This window comes from Buttiauxella sp. B2, assembly GCF_006376615.1.
Classification (GTDB): domain Bacteria; phylum Pseudomonadota; class Gammaproteobacteria; order Enterobacterales; family Enterobacteriaceae; genus Buttiauxella.
This window is the reverse complement of record NZ_VEXQ01000007.1, coordinates 48,070-66,612: the sequence shown is the minus strand read 5'-3', so window position 1 is coordinate 66,612 and position 18,543 is coordinate 48,070. Positions and strand designations below refer to the sequence as shown.

Sequence of the window (18,543 nt, the reverse complement as noted above, 5' to 3'; positions counted from 1 at the left end):
CTCCCGCCTCAATTTTTTTCACGCCCGTAGCGACCAAACTTCACGAATACACTTTTTACCTTCCGGACAAGTTTTACAGCTTCCCGTCAGGCAGTCACTTGGGTCTTCGGTGATACGAATCGCTTTGCCCATCGCTTCAAGGCGACTGAGCATGGCATTCACCATCGGCAACGGCGTGGCGAGCTGTTGGCTAATTTGCGTCGCATCCAAACGCCCTTGCAGCGCCAGCGCATCACGAATCTCAATTAAACTCGCCATACCTTCTCCTTAGTGACAATCGCCAGTACTGCTTTTGCAACAGGCTGCCGTTTGGCGTGCCGCCATCAGGCTGACATTCACACGGCTACGAGCCCGACGCAAACCACCAATCAATAGCACATTGAACAACACTACCGCGAGGATGCAAACCAGGCTGTATTGCGGATGCGCGTTAAACGTCACAGTTTGGTAGTAAAGCGTGGAAAGCGAGTAAGCAATATTCAGCCCCCAAAGCACTGAGAACATCATCCAACCACGGCTGGACTCACGGGCCACAGCACCCATCACAGAAATGCATGGGATGTAGAGCAGAACGAAAATCAGGTAGCTGTAGGCCGCAGCCGCACTGCCAAATTTGCTGCTCATTACGCCCATCGCACCGCTTGCCATTTCACCGTCGCCTTTGCTGGCTTCGATTGGGTTCGCCAGTACGCTCAGGCTGAAAGTGTCTTTCAGGCTCTGCCAGGTTTCACTCGCCGCGCCACCCAGCTCATCAAGCAAGTTGAAGTTCGCTGCATCAAACGGTTCTTCATGCATGTCTTCAGCGGTGTAGAGCGTGTTGAGCGTGCCCACGACGACTTCTTTTGCCATTGCCCCGGTGAACAGGCCAACAGTCGCTTGCCAGTTGTCTTCATGCACACCAATTGGTTTCAATAGCGGGGTGAGCACACGGCTGACAGATGCCAGCGCGGAATCATTGATGTTGTCCACTTCTTTGCCGCTAAACGAGAAGCTGTTCAGTGCGCCAATGAAGATACTGACGATGACGATAACTTTACCGGCACGCAGCACAAAGCCTTTCAGACGTTGCCAGGTTTGCAGTAGCAGACTTTTCAGATGCGGAACGTGATACACCGGCAGTTCCATCACAAACGGCGTTGCTTCACCACGCATGATGGTGTGTTTGAGCATCAGGCCTGTAAGAATCGCCATCACAATGCCCAGAATGTAGAGCGAGAAGACGACCAGAGCGCCTTGCTGACCGAAGAAGGCTGCGGCAAACACCGCAAAAATCGCCAGACGTGCACCGCAGGACATAAATGGCGCCATCATGATGGTCATCAGGCGTTCACGTGGGGCATCCAGTGTACGTGCGCCCATTACCGAGGGCACGTTACAGCCGAATCCGACGATCAATGGAACGAAGGATTTGCCTGGCAGGCCGAGGGATTGCATCAGGCGATCCATCACAAATGCTGCACGAGCCATGTAGCCGGAGTCTTCAAGGAACGACAGGAACAGGTACATCATGCCAATTTGTGGCACCAATGGCAGCACGGTGTTGATACCACCACCAATCCCCTGGGCTAAGAAAATTGTCAGCCAGCTTGGGAAGTGCAATGTGGCACCAATCCACTGAATACCATGGATAAAGATAGCGGCAGATCCGCCGTCAAAAATAGGCTGTAATGCGCCACCGATGTTGATTGCCAGCAAGAACATCAGGTACATCACCAGCAAAAAAATAGGTAATCCAAGGAAACGGTTAAGGATGATTTTGTCCATCATCGCCGTTAAACGGTGTGGTTCAGCAGTCAGACTGTTACTGATGGAATCGCAGATGGCGGCAATGGTTTGATAACGCGCATCGGCAATGAGCAGCGCTGGGTCTTCATTTTTTTCCACCAAATGGGCGCGAATGGCATCCAGATTATCCGCTGCGTGACCGGCAAAATCACGGCTGTAAATATCACCTTCGAGCATTTGCAGAGCCAGCCATTGGCGCCGCTGCGCGGGCATATCTGCAGGCATCTCAGCAGCCAGTGTTTCTGCGCTTTCAAGCAATTTCGGCGGATAAAGTACTAAATCGGTATGTGTATTTGGCTGGCGGCGGTCGATGGCCAGTTTCAAGCCTTCCATACCACGGCCACGCGTTGATACCAGTGGAACAACCGGGCAACCAAGGCGAGCGGCAAGCGCATCGATATCAATACGAATATCCTGCTTCTCGGCGATGTCGAGCATGTTAAGCGCGACCACACATGGAATACCCAGTTCGAGAAGTTGCAGCGTCAAATAGAGATTACGCTCAAGGTTGGACGCATCAACAACGTTAATCAGCAGGTCAGCATCGCCGCTCAAGATGTAGTGGCAGGCGATTTGTTCATCCAAAGAGGTCTGCGATGAAATGGTGGTCAGCGAGTAGGTGCCGGGCAGATCGACAAGTGTGACCTGATGTGCAAGCGTTGAAAACTGACCTTCTTTACGTTCTACAGTAACGCCCGCCCAGTTACCAACCCGCTGGCGTGAGCCGGTGAGCTGGTTAAATAACGTTGTTTTCCCGGAGTTAGGGTTACCGATTAAGCCGATGGTTAATTTTTTCATTTTATTCGTGAACTTAAAGAAAATAACAACGAGCGCTAGCGCTCACCCCGCCAATCAGGCAATGGCTTCAACGTGTAGTAGTTCGAGATCTTTTTTACGTAATACCAAACTGACGCGACGTGTTTCGATATGAATCGGGTCGCCCAGCGGTGCTACACGTACAACATTGAACGAAGAGCCGGGCAGCATACCGAGTGATAATAATTTCTGGCGATAAGACGGGCTAATTTCACTGGCAAAACCGGTAATTTTCCACGTACTACCTGGCAATAATCGCATAGGACCTACTTAGAGCTGGGCTCTTTATTACGTTAATGAGAAACGCTAACAAGAATGTTCTTTGGATGGAGTAGAAATAACGAACAAATCAATGATAATGAGAATGGTTTCTGTCTTCAATAACTATTTTTGTGATGAACAACGGGTTCTCACTTATTTTTCAGGTGAGTGTTGTTTATTGAGGTTGTGGTGCATGCAACGAGGTTTTTATAATAAATCAAATAATAACAATGGTTTGTTATTATTTTTCAATGATGAATTTATTATATTATCTCAGTTAATGTTGTCTGGATATTTCATGTGTTACATGTTTGATAAGTATTACTGCCGTTTTTATATTTTTATCAAAATTGATCTATCGCAAACTCATTCTATTTTCTGATAAATGGATTGGGATGATAATGAAATGTTATTAATTTGCAGGTGGGAATGAAACAGACACATTGTGCTCATTGTGGATGGAGAGAATATTGGAGCCCCCTCTCCTTCAGGATAGGGGGATTTGACTAACTCTAATGCTTCTTACCGAGTGCTGCCGCCAATGCATCACTCATCGCGCTGTTGCCTGCGCTGCTAGCGTTATCACGCCCGCGAGGTTTTTGCGCTTGTGCCGGGCGACGTTCACTTTGTTCACGTGGCGCACTGCTACGGCGGTTGGATTCCCCTGGTTGCTCATCAAGACGCATGGTTAATGCGATACGTTTGCGAGACAGATCCACTTCCATCACTTTCACTTTGACGATATCCCCCGCTTTCACCACTTTATGGGGATCGTCGATGAATTTGTCGGACAGTGAGGAGATGTGGACTAAACCATCCTGGTGGACGCCGATGTCCACAAACGCGCCGAAGTTGGTCACGTTGGTAACAGCACCTTCCAGAACCATACCTGGTTGCAGGTCGTTCATGGTTTCAACGCCGTCAGCAAACTTCGCTGTTTTGAATTCCGGACGAGGGTCGCGGCCTGGTTTCTCAAGCTCTTTAATGATGTCGGTAACAGTCGGTACACCGAAGCGTTCGTCAGTAAATTCGCGTGCGCTAAGGCCACGCAATGCTTCACCGTTGCCCATCAAATCCTGTAGCGCTTGTTCGGTTGCGGCCAGGATGCGCTCAACAACGGGATATGCTTCCGGGTGAACGGTGGAGGCATCCAGCGGGTTGTCGCCGTGGTTAATACGCAAGAAGCCCGCACACTGCTCAAAGGCTTTCGGCCCCAAACGCCTGACTTTCAGCAACTGCTGGCGGTTCTGGAAACGACCATTTTCATCACGCCAGTTGACGATATTTTGCGCCATCATGCGTGTTAAACCTGCCACGCGAGTCAACAGCGGCACTGAAGCGGTGTTGAGATCGACGCCAACGGCGTTTACGCAGTCTTCTACTACTGCATCCAGTTTTTTCGCCAATTGTGACTGGCTCACATCGTGCTGATATTGGCCGACACCAATGGATTTCGGATCGATTTTAACCAACTCGGCAAGCGGATCTTGCAGGCGGCGGGCAATCGAAACTGCGCCACGAATCGATACGTCTAAGTCAGGGAATTCCAGTGCTGCCAGCTCGGATGCAGAATACACAGAAGCGCCCGCTTCACTGACTATCACTTTTTGCGCGGTGACTTTCGGGAACTGCTGCTGTACATCGAGGAAGAAGCGCTCGGTTTCACGCGATGCAGTCCCGTTGCCGATAGCGACCAGCTCAACATTGTGTTTTTCGCATAGTGCCGCAACGGCCGCCGCTGCTTTTGCCGCCTGGCCGGTATGTGGATAAATAGTATCGAAGGCGACCAGTTTGCCGGTGGAATCGACAACGGCGACTTTCACACCGGTACGCAGGCCGGGATCGAGGCCCATAGTGGCGCGTAATCCGGCAGGAGCGGCCATCAACAGGTCGTGCATATTGCGGGCAAAAACGTTAATCGCTTCTTCTTCGGCGCGTTCGCGCACGGTGCCCATCAACTCGGTTTCAAGGTGCATCAGCACTTTGATGCGCCATGTCCAGCTCACAACAGCACGGCGCCAGGCGTCAGCAGGTGCGTTGTTCAGGCGCAAACCAAGATGGTCGATAATCAGCTGTTCGCAGTAGCTTTCACGCGGTGGTTCGTCATGCTGCGGATCAGCATTCAGTGCTAGCTGTAAAATACCTTCGTTGCGGCCACGGAACATAGCGAGAGCACGGTGAGAGGGGACGGTGGCAATCGGTTCGTGATGGTCGAAATAGTCACGGAATTTTGCACCTTCCTCTTCTTTGCCACTCACCACGTTGGCAACCAGATGTGCATTTTTCCACAGGTAGTTACGCACTTTTGCCAGCAACGCGGCGTCTTCTGCAAAACGCTCCATCAGAATGTAGCGCGCACCATCCAGTGCGGCTTTGGTATCGGCAACGCCTTTGTCGGCATCAACGTAACGGGCTGCAGCATCTTCAGGTGTGTGTGACGGGTCGTTCCACAGCAGCTCAGCCAGTGGCTCGAGCCCTGCTTCAATTGCAATCTGTCCGCGCGTACGGCGCTTTTGCTTATACGGTAAATAGAGGTCTTCGAGCTCGGTTTTGCTCAGCGTACCATTGATGGCCGCGGCGAGTTCGTCACTCAATTTACCTTGCTCGGTAATCGATTTAAGTATCGTTTGGCGGCGATCTTCTAACTCGCGCAGATAGCTAAGACGGCTCTCTAACTGACGCAGTTGCGTGTCATCCAGACCGCCGGTGACTTCCTTACGATAGCGTGCAATAAATGGCACGGTATTCCCTTCATCCAGCAGGCGAACGGCGGCATCAACCTGTTCATTTCTGGCCTTTAGCTCGCTTGCGATAATGCGGCAGAGTGAATCATTCATCATGGCTTTTTCATCTGTGTGAGTCGAAATTTCAAGGGATAGTTATACGGATTGGAGGGCGAAAATGCCAGCCACAGCGCCCTGGAGGTGATGAATCGGACAGTTCTGTTGCTGGCTGTGCGGGCTATTTCACATACTCGATTTCATTGATGTACCACTGCGCTTCACCTGCAGGCGTTTGCACAATGGCGAGATCGCCCACTTCTTTTTTCAACAGGGCACGAGCCATGGGTGAATCGATAGAGATGTAATCTTTGCGCCCAAAAATTTCGTCGTAACCCACAATGCGAAAACGCAGTTGGTTTCCTGCATCGTTTTCAATCTCGACCCATGCGCCAAAGAACACTTTGCCTTCTTGTTGTGGCGAATAGTCGACGATCTTTAACTGTTCCAGGCATTTTGTGAGATAACGCACTCTACGATCTATTTCTCGCAGCCGTTTTTTGTTGTACTGATAGTCGGCATTTTCACTGCGATCGCCAAGACTTGCAGCCCAGGTGACCTTTTTTGTCACCTCTGGACGCTCGAAACGCCACAAGGTGTCCTTTTCTTGTTTGAGCTTTTCATAGCCTTCGCGGGTGATTAATGGCGTTTTCATCTTCAAACCTTGCAAAGTGTATAGCGATATAAGTGATTTAAACCGAAATATCAGGGTGATGGCAATCCCGGAGATTTGCGAACCAGGTCATTCTTTTGGTTAAAAAATGCCTATAACCATCTGTTTAATATGCTTTGTAACAATTTCGACTAGAATATATACCAGAATTGACTGGTCGTAACGTCGCAGTTTTTTAAGAATACGCACTCACTGTTCGAGCCTTTGGGAGTATAAGAATGCAAGAGAATTATAAGATTCTGGTCGTGGATGACGACATGCGCCTGCGTGCGCTGCTAGAGCGTTATCTCACCGAACAAGGCTTCCAGGTCCGTAGCGTCGCTAACGCAGAACAGATGGATCGCCTGCTAACTCGTGAGTCCTTCCACCTGATGGTGCTTGATTTGATGCTTCCTGGCGAAGATGGTTTGTCTATTTGCCGCCGTCTGCGCAGCCAAAGCAACCCAATGCCAATCATTATGGTTACCGCGAAAGGCGAAGAAGTTGACCGTATTGTAGGGTTGGAAATTGGTGCTGATGACTACATTCCAAAACCCTTTAACCCGCGTGAACTGCTGGCACGTATCCGTGCTGTTCTGCGCCGTCAGGCTAATGAACTGCCTGGTGCACCTTCTCAGGAAGAAGCGGTTATTGCGTTTGGTAAGTTTAAACTGAACCTCGGCACCCGTGAGATGTTCCGTGAAGATGAGCCTATGCCATTAACTAGCGGCGAGTTCGCGGTACTGAAAGCGCTGGTTAGTCATCCGCGTGAGCCGTTGTCTCGCGACAAGTTGATGAACCTGGCTCGTGGACGTGAATACAGTGCGATGGAACGCTCAATCGACGTGCAGATTTCTCGTCTGCGCCGCATGGTCGAAGAAGATCCTGCGCATCCACGTTATATCCAGACCGTATGGGGCCTGGGCTACGTATTCGTGCCGGACGGTTCCAAGGCATGAGGCGAGTCCGCTTCTCCCCCAGAAGCTCGTTTGCCCGGACGCTGTTACTGATCGTCACCTTGCTGTTTGTCAGCCTGGTGACGACCTACCTTGTGGTGTTGAACTTCGCTATTCTGCCGAGTTTGCAGCAGTTTAATAAGGTGCTGGCTTACGAAGTCCGTATGCTGATGACCGATAAACTGCAACTGGAAGATGGCACGCAACTGGTGGTTCCGCCTGCATTTCGGCGTGAAATCTATCGTGAATTGGGTATTTCCCTTTATTCCAATGAAGCGGCGGAAGACGCGGGTTTACGCTGGGCGCAGCATTACGAATTCCTTAGTCATCAAATGGCGCAGCAATTGGGTGGCCCAACCGAAGTGCGTGTTGAGGTTAACAAAAGCTCGCCTGTTGTCTGGCTGAAGACGTGGCTGTCGCCAAATATCTGGGTTCGTGTTCCGCTAACTGAAATTCATCAGGGCGATTTTTCACCGTTGTTCCGTTATACGCTGGCAATAATGCTGCTAGCGATTGGCGGTGCATGGCTGTTTATTCGTATTCAGAACCGACCCTTGGTTGACCTTGAGCATGCCGCTTTGCAAGTGGGTAAAGGCATTATTCCGCCGCCGTTGCGCGAATATGGTGCTTCCGAGGTGCGTTCTGTGACCAGAGCGTTTAACCATATGGCTGCCGGTGTGAAGCAACTTGCCGATGACCGCACATTGCTAATGGCGGGCGTCAGCCACGATTTGCGTACACCACTCACGCGTATTCGTCTGGCAACCGAAATGATGGGTGAAGAAGATGGCTATCTTGCTGAGTCGATTAACAAAGATATCGAAGAATGCAATGCGATAATCGAGCAATTCATTGATTACCTGCGCACAGGGCAAGAGATGCCGCTGGAAACCGCCGATCTCAATAGTGTATTGGGGGAAGTGGTGGCTGCGGAAAGCGGTTATGAGCGCGAAATTGACACCGACTTGCAAGCCGGTGAGCTGTTGGTGAATATCCATCCGCTGTCGATCAAGCGTGCTGTAGCCAATATGGTGGTGAATGCTGCCCGTTATGGCAATGGCTGGATTAAAGTCAGCAGCGGTGGTGAAGTAAATCGCGCCTGGTTCCAGGTGGAAGATGACGGCCCAGGGATTAAACCCGAGCAGCTTAAGCATCTGTTCCAGCCGTTTGTACGTGGTGATAGCGCACGTAGCACCAGCGGAACCGGTTTAGGTTTGGCGATTGTGCAGCGTATTATCGACAACCATAACGGTCTATTGGATATCGGTGTTAGTGAGCGGGGCGGTTTGCGGATAAGGGCTTATTTGCCAGTTCCGATGAACAAGTCTCCTCAGCCTCTCAATAGCGAGAGGGAATAAAAAAAGCCTTCTCGTCCTCGAGAAGGCTTTTAACTATCAACGGTAGGGCGAATTAAATCTTTGGCCCTGCACTCACCAGTGCTGCACCCGCAGGGGTGTCGGTGTACTTCTCGAAGTTCTCGATAAACAACTTAGCCAGTTGTTCCGATTTCTCCTGCCACTGTTCCTGGGAGGTGTAAGTATTACGCGGATCCAAAATATCGCCATCAACTCCCGCCAATGCCGTTGGAACTGCAAGACCAAAGATTGGCAACGTGAAGGTTTCGGTGTCATCCAGCGAACCATCCAGAATAGCGTCGATAATCGCACGTGTATCTTTGATGGAGATGCGCTTGCCCGTGCCGTTCCAGCCAGTATTAACCAGATAAGCCTGCGCACCTGCGGCCTGCATGCGTTTTACCAACACTTCAGCGTACTGCGTTGGGTGCAGGGACAAGAATGCCGCACCGAAACAGGCTGAGAATGTTGGCGTTGGTTCGGTTACACCACGCTCAGTACCAGCAAGTTTGGCAGTAAAGCCAGACAGGAAGTGGTATTGCGTTTGGTTTGCCGTCAGGCGTGAAACTGGAGGCAGTACACCAAAGGCATCAGCAGTCAGGAAAATAACTTTTTTGGCATGGCCCGCTTTCGAAACCGGCTTAACGATATTGTCGATATGGTAGATAGGATAGGAAACGCGGGTGTTTTCGGTTTTAGAACCATCGTCAAAATCGATAGAACCGTCGTCGCGTACTGTTACGTTTTCCAGCAGCGCATCACGGCGGATAGCATTGTAGATTTCTGGCTCTGCTTCTTTAGATAAGCGAATGGTCTTCGCGTAGCAGCCGCCTTCGAAGTTGAATACACCATCGTCGTCCCATCCGTGCTCGTCATCGCCAATCAGGCGGCGTTTCGGATCGGTAGAAAGCGTAGTTTTGCCTGTGCCAGACAAACCAAAGAACACCGCTACATCGTCTTTTTCGCCGACGTTAGCCGAACAGTGCATAGATGCAATACCTTTCAACGGCAGCAGGTAGTTCATGATAGAGAACATCCCTTTTTTCATTTCGCCGCCGTACCAGGTACCGCCAATTAACTGCACGCGCTCGGTCAGATTGAAAGCGATGAAGTTTTCAGAGTTCAATCCCTGTTCTTTCCATTGTGGGTTGGTGCACTTAGCACCATTCATCACCACAAAGTCAGCCTCGAATGTTTCTAACTCTTCGTCAGTTGGGCGAATGAACATGTTTTTAACGAAATGAGCCTGCCAGGCCACTTCGGTAATAAAACGCACGGATAGACGGGTATCTGCATTCGCACCGCAGAAAGCATCAATAATGAAGAGACGTTTGCCAGAGAGTTGGTTGGTGACGAGACCTTTCAAATGTTGCCAGGTTTCTTTGCTAAGCGGTTTGTTATCGTTCTTACCTTTACCGTTATCTGCCCACCAGAGGGTATCGCGCGTGGTGTCATCACGAACAATGTATTTATCTTTCGGGGAACGGCCAGTAAAGATGCCGGTATCAACAGCTATTGCACCAAGATTTGTTTCTACGCCGCGCTCGAATCCTTCCAGGTTGGGATTCAGTTCTTCGTGATAGAGGGTGTCGTAATCAGGGTTATAAATCACTTCACTTGCATCATGAATTCCATAAGCCTTGAGATCTTGCGGGGTTATACCTTTAACTCGCATTTCACTGCTCCTTAGCCAATTTGTACTGCCTGATATTGTAGGGTTGTTTATTGGTTGTTAACCGCGACTCCTATCATAGATTTGAGCATCCACTCGAATCTATATAGCGGAAAACGCTGTGAAGCGAGTCACAACGGGGTGAGAGTATGGCAGGAAATGCAAATACAGCAGGGAAAATATTCTGAATATGTTAAAAAATAGTGCGATTAACGGACGGGTGTGATTGAGCGCGCGTTCGTGTGCAAACTATGAAATGATTTGAGTCTCAATACCCTCGCCTCAGCCCTCTCCCTCTGGAGAGGGAGAAAACTAAAGTGAGGTCAGGAAATCAATGAACTTGTGGATCTGCCGGGGAGGCATTGTTACGGATTTCTGCAATGTCCATGGAGTTGAACACGTAGTGGTTACCGCAGTAATCGCAGTTCATATCAATTTCGCCTTCTTCGGCAATGATGCTGTTCACTTCTTCATCTGGTAGTGTTTTCAACGCATCGGCACAGCGCTCACGTGAACAAGTACACTTAAATTCGACCGCCTGCGGATCGTACAGTGTGACTTCTTCTTCGTGGTACAAGCGCCACAATACGTCGTTGGCCGGTAAGGTTAACAGCTCTTCAGCCTTGATAGTTTCGGTGAGTGCTGCCAGGTGATTGAAATCATCGGCCTGAGCATCTTGTGCTGGTAGAACTTGTAATAACATGCCGCCAGCCGCTGGTTTACCTTCAACATCACCGGTACGGATAAACAGGCGTGTTGGTAACTGCTCTGAACGTAAGAAGTAATCTTCCAGACAGGCTGCCAGGGTATCGCCTTCAAGCCCAACAACGCCCTGATAACGCTCGCCTTCAGCCGGGGTTATGGTGATAACCAGGTAACCATTGCCAACCAACGTTTTCAAATCTGCATCAGCCGGGATTTCACCTTTAAAGCGCGCGACGCCACGCATTTGCTGGTTATTATTACCGTTAATTACCGCAAGACTCATTGGACCATCACCCTGCAATTGCACGGTAATATCGCCATCAAATTTGAGGGTTGCAGTCAGCAAACTGGTTGCCACCAGCAATTCGCCGAGAATGGTTTTCACGGGGGCTGGGTAGTCATGGTTTTCCATGATTTGCTGCCAGGTATCGGAAACCGTTACCAGTTCACCGCGTACGGCGAAATTTTCAAACAAGTAACGATGCAGTTGGTCGTGTTGGGTCATAATTTTCTCTCATTCAGATAGCCGCTATACCCTTCATCTTTCAAGTTGCAGATGCGTTAGCTGCTCTTGCTCACCCGAATCACTTACTTGAGTAAGCTCATCGGGATTCACTCGGTTTGCTGCCTTCCTGCATCTCGAAATCTATTGGGTCTATTCGTTGCCACCGTGTTTAAATTTCATCAAATCGCGACGCTCTTTTTTATCGGGGCGACGGTCGGGGTGGGGCATCGTCAGCGCATTCATTTTGCGCGCCAGCGCCACTTTTTCTCGCTTAATGATACTTTCCGCAGTCTCTTCATAAAGCTGCACAGCGTCGGTGGCCGGACGGCGTTGCTCGGTAATTGCCAGCACTTTGACGGTTTTTTCGTCATTGCCCTGACGTAGCGTCAACATAGCATTCAGCTCAACGATTTTACTCGGCTTACTGCGTTGCCCGTTGTAATGCACTTTACCGCCTTCCACCATTTCCCGGGCAATGGCACGCGTTTTATAAAAACGTGCAGCCCAAAGCCATTTGTCGAGACGCACACCTTCAGACGATTTTTCTTTCATCACGACTCCTTAAACATCAACTTCGGGAGCAGTCGGCGATAGTCGTTCAATGCCGGATGGTGTTGATAGGTTTTTTCAGCCTGACCAGAATCTGGATTGGTGATGCCCAGGCAATAGCGGATACCAAATTTCGCGGCGGAATCCAGAATGGGTTCGTTATCGTCAATAAATAACGTCCTGGCAGGGTCCAACCCGGTCTGTTCGGTAACGGCTTGCCACAACCGCTGATCTTCTTTCGGATAACCAAATGTGTGGGTGGAAAGTAATAAATCAAGGTGCTGAGCTAAACCGGTATGTTCAAGTTTGACGGCCAGATTATGCGGATGCGCGTTCGTCAGTAAGATGCGTCGTTTGCCGCAGGCTTTGAGGGCGTCGAGGAAAGGAACGGTATCTTCACGTAGCACCGCGTTTCGCCCTTGCGCCGTGGTCATTGCACAAATATCCAGTCCCAGACGCTCGCTCCAGTAATCCAGACAGTACCAGTTTAGCGTATGTTGCACGGCGTTATATTCGCGGGCGATCAGCTGGTGCGCTTCATCAAGCGGAATATCTCTTAGCTGGCTGACGGTTTCTGGCACCAGTTTCTGCCAGAAATGGTTATCGAAAGCGAGATCCAGCAGCGTACCGTCCATATCCAGCAATACGGTATCAACATCGTGCCAGGCAATATCAATATGCATAAGTTCGGACCTGATTAAGAGAAACAACGCGACAGGTTAGCACAACCTGTCGCGTGAGGTTTAGAACAGCGGGTGTACAGCGGAGATCGTGGTTAACGAGGGATTCATGCAGTTGTCATAGTACTGCTGGATTTGCGCCAGGCGGTTGCGGTTGCGTCGGTAACGGCGAATAGCTAGTACACCATTGATCAACAAACAGGCAATCATGCTGATGAGCAACAATGTGGTACTGATATATCGCCATAAGCTGCTGCTATCCGGAATCTTATGCAGGGTGATGTGCTGTGTGCCGTTTGCATCCTCATAAATGCCGGTAATAATCCCTTCTGCACTAAATGGCGTTTTGAGCAACATTTCGGCCAGTCGTAAAAACTCGCCCCATTGCTCTTGCGCGGGAATGTCATATAACGGAACCGGCGGCAATGGCTGGTCTACCAGGTCGCTGCCTTCATCATTAATAATGACATATCCGGCAGGGGCAGGGCTGTTAAGAGCCTGCGCGGCACGAGCTGTTTCACGAATAAAGAACGGGGCCGTGGAAGTCGTAACCAGGTTATCAAGTGATTCAGCACTGACCGGACGCAGCAAAACATTCACACCAGTGAGTTTGCCGGAATCAGCTTTCTTGGTCAGAGTATCCCAATCTTTCGTGTTACCCAGGTTTACCAACGCATTTTTCAGACGTACACATTCATCTTCTGCGGTACACAGCGCCTGGGTTTTCAGAACAATACCGGCGAAGTCATCCAGCAACACCATGCCTGATTTCTGAATCGCGCTACGTAGTTGCGGGTTAACCTTTGAGTCGTCACTGGTCTGGGGATGGATTTGCCCACTGACAGCCTGTGTCAGTGCGATGGCTTTATCCATGATTTCGGATTCCGGCAGCGGCATTGATGGCGCAGTATTCCAGATGATTTGCGAACAGTCGAACGGAGTAAACGGGTAAGTTTGCCGTGTGGTGTAGTTGCCCGGCATGTGGATATTACACATGCCAGTACCGTTCACTTTCAGAGTATCACCAACGCGAAGTGCCTTTTTATCCAGGTCTGCGACAGTGGTGGCTTCAATAGTTTGTGCGCCTTTCAACCAGGAAAGACTCAGCTTTAAAGGCATCTCCAACGGCACCCAGATAGTCAGCATTATCAGAATCATCAGGCTTCCTGACGCAATGACCATGTTGCGCACCCAATGCTGGATTGGGAAGTTGCGCACTTCATCATGCAGAGAAAGGAAACGCCCCTGGCGGAGCACATGCCTGTCGAGATAAATATCGATATCTGTTTTCTGCCCAAGATCCTGAGCAACGTATGGTTGCCAGTGGGCAGGGTAGAGCAGGTCAATGATCCCTAAAGATATATTGTTAATCTGATCCTGATTAGATTCACCAAATAACCCCCAACGTTTGGGCGTTCCGCGCAAACAATGGACTTCACGCAGTGCATTTTTTGCTGGTGGAGCAAATAAACCCCACAAGCTGGCCGCCAGAAGCATAAAAGCGCCGCCAATTAACCATGGCAAAACGACCGAAGGGGTAACCAGACACAAGAACAGCATCATGAACGCTACGCAAATCAGAATCGCTTCACGCAATCCATCGGGGCGGCTCAGTGCGTACTCTTCAGGTGTTTCCTGACGGATATTCAGCAGCTCTATTTGTTCGCTTTCTTCGCCACGAATAGACGCCTGACTGTGAGGGACTTGTTCAAGAGCGAAACCACGGTTTTCGCTTCTGTAGTCGATAAGCGTATGGCCGTTTAGGGAGATAACCAACGGCATGGTTTCAGTACGAATCAGCTCAACGTAGTTATCGTTGGTAATGTACTGTTCCCAAAATGGTGGAAGATGAACCTCAACTGAATCAAGGTAATAGCGCCATTTATTGGGGTCGTCAGTCGATAAGCCATAACGGGTGATGGAGCGGGTAAGAGAAAGCGCTGTATTACTCAGTGCGTTCAATACAAGTTTTGCCGGTGCAGCGCTCGCACCTGACGGTCCCACGATGTCCTGCGAGCGGGATAATGATTCGATGTAGTTTTCAACAGCGGCGCGTTCATCAGCGGTCAACTTGCGAGTAGTTGCACCACTGAACGATTGAGCTTGTGAGACACGAGCGCGTAATCGCAGGCTACGCCAGATGAGCCACCCCGCAATTAAGATGCAGGCCAGCATAGCAGCTAAAAGAAGTAATAAGGTGCTCATGCCTTCCCCATCAAACACTCGTTTTCTTAGTAAAACGCAGCAAATTTCACCCCTTACAGCATTGGGTGTAAAAATCGTTATCGGCAGGTATGGCCTCAATCTTGAGGCATTTTATCTGTATAGCCTGCTGTAACATAATGTTAGCAAAGCGACTTTACGAGAAATATCAGCAAATTCCTATTTCATTTGCTGCCTATTGACATGTAACAGAGGCTTTGAAAAATCACTTAAAGTTGCAAAAATGTAAATAATAACCAATGTCCGTTGCGTCAGATATGTGGCATAACGCACAATGGAGCACCTGCATTTACTGTTAGCCCAGCCACGATGAGTAAACCATTACAAAAACCAACTATTTTACATGTTGAAACCGTGGCTCGTTCACGGCTGTTTAACGTAGAAACGGTGGATCTGGAGTTTAGCAACGGTGTGCGCCGTGTTTATGAGCGTATGCGACCGTCTGCGCGCGAAGCTGTAATGATAGTGCCTATCGTCGATGACCATTTGATTTTGATTCGTGAATACGCGGTTGGCACGGAATCTTATGAGCTTGGTTTCTCAAAAGGGTTAATTGATCCGGGCGAGACTGTCTTTGAAGCGGCTAATCGTGAACTGAAGGAAGAGGTTGGTTTCGGGGCTAATCAACTGACATTCTTGAAAAAGCTGACTATGGCACCGTCCTATTTTTCCAGCAAAATGAATATTGTGATTGCTGAGGACCTCTATCCTGAATCCCTGGAAGGTGACGAGCCGGAAGAATTGCCGCAAGTACGCTGGCCGCTGGAATCGCTGCTCGATTTACTCAATGAGGAAGACTTCAGCGAAGCGCGAAATGTGAGTGCGCTTTTCCTGGTGCGTGAGTGGTTGAAAGAGAACGGGCGTTTGTAAATCCTTTCTATACCCGTCATCCTGCAAGCCGCAGGGGGTGTTGGCTACACTCACTAACCCGAATCACTTACTCAAGTAGGCTCATCGTGATAAGCCCCCTTGCCGCCTACCTGCAACTCGAATGCTAACGGGTATATAGCAGCCCGCCTCAAAGTGAAGCGGGCTGTATCAAAGTTTTAGAACAATTCGTGGCTTTCACCATTATCAATTATCGTCGTACCCACCTCGTGCACGGCCTGCTGCGTTGGTTGGGTGCCTTCAATAAAGAACTCAGGACGGCTATTTCCACCATTAGCTAATTGCCCGGTACTACGGTCGATATTCACCGTAACAATACCTGGCGGTGGAGTTAACGGTTCTTCCGGCACACCTTCCAGTGCGGCTTTCATAAAATCATCCCATGCCGGTTGAGCACTCTTCGCCCCGCCTTCGTAACCGGAGATCTGATCTTTGATTGCCCCTGATGCGGATGTACGTCCAAGATCGCGACGATGATCGTCAAAACCAATCCAGACGGATGTCACCACACCCGGCCCATAACCTGAGAACCACGCATCTTTTGAGCTGTTAGTGGTGCCGGTTTTGCCACCAATATCATTACGCTTCAGGTCACGGCCTGCACGCCAGCCAGTACCTTGCCAACCTGGTTCACCATAGATATTCGAGTTGAGTGCACTCTTAATCAGGAATGCCAATGGTGTATTGATGACATGCGGTGCGTATTCTGGTGGGCTGCTCTGCGCAACTAATTCGCTATTAGCTTGTTCAAGCTTCGGCATCGGCACGCTGGCGTTTTGCTTTTCCTGAGATTGCGCGACGTTTTCAACATCTTGATTTTCCAGTACGTTAGACTTCTGCGTTTCCCCGTAAATAACCGGAATATCACAATCCGGGCATGCCACTTTCGGTTTCGCTTCAAAAATAGTGCCACCAACTTCATTCTCAATTTTCGAGATGTAGTAAGGGTCGACTAAGAAGCCGCCGTTAGCCATCACGGAGTAACCGCGGGCTACTTGCATTGGGGTGAATGATGCCGAACCTAACGCCAGTGATTCAGTATGCACAATATTTTGCGCTGGGAATCCAAAGCGTTGCAGATATTCTGCCGCGTAATCTACGCCCATCGCACGCATCGCACGCACCATCACAACGTTTTTAGACTGTCCCAAACCCTGACGTAATCTGATTGGGCCTGCGTACTCTGGCGGTGAGTTTTTTGGCCGCCAGTCGGAACCGGCACCTGCATCCCAGCGGGAAATCGGTACATCGTTCAACACGCTCGCTAATGTCAGCCCTTTATCCATTGCAGCCGTATACAGGAACGGTTTGATGTTGGAACCAACCTGGCGTAATGCCTGAGTCGCACGGTTAAACTTGCTCTGATTGAAGTCAAAACCGCCGACCAGTGCTACGACTGCTCCATTATGCGGATTAATTGAAACCAGCGCGGAGTTGACGTCTGGGACTTGTCCAAGCCACCAACTGTCATCCACTTTACGTACCCAGATTTGTTGGCCTGCTTGCACAACGTCCGTTACTTTACGTGGCGTTGGGCCTTGCGCAGTATCCGAACGATACGGTCGCGCCCAGCGCATACCGTCCATGCTGATGGAAACGGTGCTGCCGTCAGACATCAATGCTGTGGCTTCGCTCTGAGATGCCTGGGTAATGACAGCCGGGAATAGGGGGCCATAAGTCGGCAAATTCTTTAAAGAATCGACAATCTTAGTTTTGTCCCACGGCGTTTCGCCTGCTTTCCACAGCACATTTGATGGGCCACGGTAACCATGGCGCATATCGTAAGCCATGACGTTGTTGCGAACAGCCTGCTGCGCCGCCTGCTGCGTTTTACGAGTGATGGTGGTGTATACCTTGTAACCATCTTCGTAAGCTTTCTCTCCGTAACGTGCAACCATATCCTGGCGTACGAGTTCAGAGAGATAAGGTGCGGCAAATGCGATTTCTGGTGCATGGTAATTCGCATCGATAGGTTGGTTACGCGCTTCGTCGTACTGTGCCTGGGTAATGTAGTTTTCGCTCAACATGCGCGATAACACCACATTGCGGCGAGAAATTGCGCGATCCATTGAGTAAAGTGGGTTAAACGTCGACGGTGCTTTCGGCAAACCGGCAATCACTGCCATTTCACTCAGTGTTAACTGATCAACCGACTTACCAAAGTAGACTTGCGCTGCAGCCCCCACCCCATAAGCGCGGTAACCGAGATAAATCTTGTTGAGATACAACTCGAGGATTTCATCTTTGGTCAGTAGCTGCTCAATACGAATCGCCAGGAACACTTCTTTTATCTTACGCATCAAAGTGCGTTCAGGACTCAGAAAGAAGTTACGCGCCAGTTGTTGCGTAATAGTACTCGCGCCCTGGGATGCATGGCCAGAAAACAGCGCTACGCTGGCTGCGCGGAAAATCCCCACAGGGTCGACGCCATGGTGCTCATAGAAGCGACTGTCCTCGGTCGCAATGAACGCTTTCACCATCACTGGTGGAATTTGTTCGAGCGTTACTGGGATACGGCGCTTCTCACCGTACTGGGCGATTAACTCACCATCGGCGCTATAAACCTGCATTGGGATCTGTAGTCGCACATCTTTAAGCGTGGCGACATCAGGCAACTGCGGCTCAATAAACTTGTAGAGCCCGAAGATCGAGCCTGCTCCCAGCAGAATGCAACATACTGCAAGGATTAATAAATACTTTACGAACTTCACCTTAA

Annotated in this window: 14 protein-coding genes; 3 read left to right on the top strand and 11 right to left on the bottom strand. The window is 49.9% G+C overall.

Going from position 1 to position 18,543, the window contains the following annotated elements; genetic code table 11:
* Positions 1–18: 18 nt before the first annotated feature.
* From feoC to greB, 5 genes are all read right to left on the bottom strand, one after another.
* Positions 19–258 carry a [Fe-S]-dependent transcriptional repressor FeoC gene (gene feoC, locus FH968_RS10330; RefSeq protein WP_139879071.1) on the bottom strand — a complete coding sequence of 80 codons (240 nt, stop codon included), beginning with the start codon at positions 256–258 and terminating at the stop codon, positions 19–21.
* A 9-nt stretch (positions 259–267) separates the two neighbouring features.
* A complete protein-coding gene (gene feoB / locus FH968_RS10325; protein ID WP_139879070.1) occupies positions 268–2,583 on the bottom strand; it encodes a Fe(2+) transporter permease subunit FeoB in 2,316 nt (771 codons plus the stop codon).
* A 54-nt stretch (positions 2,584–2,637) separates the two neighbouring features.
* On the bottom strand, positions 2,638–2,862 hold the full coding sequence (gene feoA, locus FH968_RS10320) for a ferrous iron transporter A (protein ID WP_139879069.1): 225 nt from the start codon (positions 2,860–2,862) through the stop codon (positions 2,638–2,640).
* Positions 2,863–3,374: 512 nt separating this feature from the next.
* On the bottom strand, positions 3,375–5,702 hold the full coding sequence (locus FH968_RS10315) for a Tex family protein (RefSeq protein WP_139879068.1): 2,328 nt from the start codon (positions 5,700–5,702) through the stop codon (positions 3,375–3,377).
* A gap of 121 nt (positions 5,703–5,823) precedes the next feature.
* A complete protein-coding gene (gene greB, locus FH968_RS10310) occupies positions 5,824–6,297 on the bottom strand; it encodes a transcription elongation factor GreB (RefSeq protein ID WP_139879067.1) in 474 nt (157 codons plus the stop codon).
* Positions 6,298–6,533: 236 nt separating this feature from the next.
* Between greB and ompR the strand changes: the two genes are divergently transcribed.
* Together ompR and envZ are read left to right on the top strand one after the other, a co-directional pair.
* A complete protein-coding gene (gene ompR, locus FH968_RS10305; RefSeq protein ID WP_001157751.1) occupies positions 6,534–7,253 on the top strand; it encodes a two-component system response regulator OmpR in 720 nt (239 codons plus the stop codon).
* Complete coding sequence (gene envZ, locus FH968_RS10300; protein WP_139879065.1) at positions 7,250–8,608, top strand: two-component system sensor histidine kinase EnvZ; 1,359 nt, start codon at positions 7,250–7,252, stop codon at positions 8,606–8,608. The genes ompR and envZ overlap by 4 nt, the downstream gene beginning before the upstream one ends.
* Positions 8,609–8,660: 52 nt before the next feature.
* Here envZ and pckA read toward each other — a convergent pair whose 3' ends face one another.
* The 5 genes from pckA to FH968_RS10275 all read right to left on the bottom strand — a co-directional run bounded on the left by pckA (position 8,661) and on the right by FH968_RS10275 (position 14,921).
* On the bottom strand, positions 8,661–10,280 hold the full coding sequence (pckA, locus tag FH968_RS10295; RefSeq protein ID WP_139879064.1) for a phosphoenolpyruvate carboxykinase (ATP): 1,620 nt from the start codon (positions 10,278–10,280) through the stop codon (positions 8,661–8,663).
* A 328-nt stretch (positions 10,281–10,608) separates the two neighbouring features.
* Positions 10,609–11,487 carry an Hsp33 family molecular chaperone HslO gene (gene hslO, locus FH968_RS10290; RefSeq protein ID WP_139879063.1) on the bottom strand — a complete coding sequence of 293 codons (879 nt, stop codon included), beginning with the start codon at positions 11,485–11,487 and terminating at the stop codon, positions 10,609–10,611.
* Positions 11,488–11,637: 150 nt separating this feature from the next.
* Complete coding sequence (gene hslR / locus FH968_RS10285; protein WP_139879062.1) at positions 11,638–12,039, bottom strand: ribosome-associated heat shock protein Hsp15; 402 nt, start codon at positions 12,037–12,039, stop codon at positions 11,638–11,640.
* Positions 12,039–12,719 (bottom strand): GMP/IMP nucleotidase, encoded by a 681-nt coding sequence (gene yrfG / locus FH968_RS10280; RefSeq protein WP_139879061.1) that lies wholly within the window; start codon positions 12,717–12,719, stop codon positions 12,039–12,041. The genes hslR and yrfG overlap by 1 nt, the downstream gene beginning before the upstream one ends.
* Before the next feature lie 60 nt (positions 12,720–12,779).
* Positions 12,780–14,921 (bottom strand): intracellular growth attenuator family protein, encoded by a 2,142-nt coding sequence (locus FH968_RS10275; protein WP_139879060.1) that lies wholly within the window; start codon positions 14,919–14,921, stop codon positions 12,780–12,782.
* Positions 14,922–15,248: 327 nt separating this feature from the next.
* On the opposite strand from FH968_RS10275, the gene nudE reads away from it, so the two are divergent.
* Positions 15,249–15,809: an ADP compounds hydrolase NudE gene (gene nudE / locus FH968_RS10270; RefSeq protein ID WP_139879059.1), complete on the top strand. Its 561-nt coding sequence runs from the start codon at positions 15,249–15,251 to the stop codon at positions 15,807–15,809.
* Positions 15,810–15,985: 176 nt separating this feature from the next.
* On the opposite strand, the gene mrcA is transcribed toward nudE, so the two are convergent.
* The gene (mrcA, locus tag FH968_RS10265; protein WP_139879058.1) at positions 15,986–18,538 is read right to left on the bottom strand and encodes a peptidoglycan glycosyltransferase/peptidoglycan DD-transpeptidase MrcA; all 2,553 of its coding nucleotides are present in this window, start codon (positions 18,536–18,538) and stop codon (positions 15,986–15,988) included.
* Positions 18,539–18,543 lie beyond the last annotated feature (5 nt).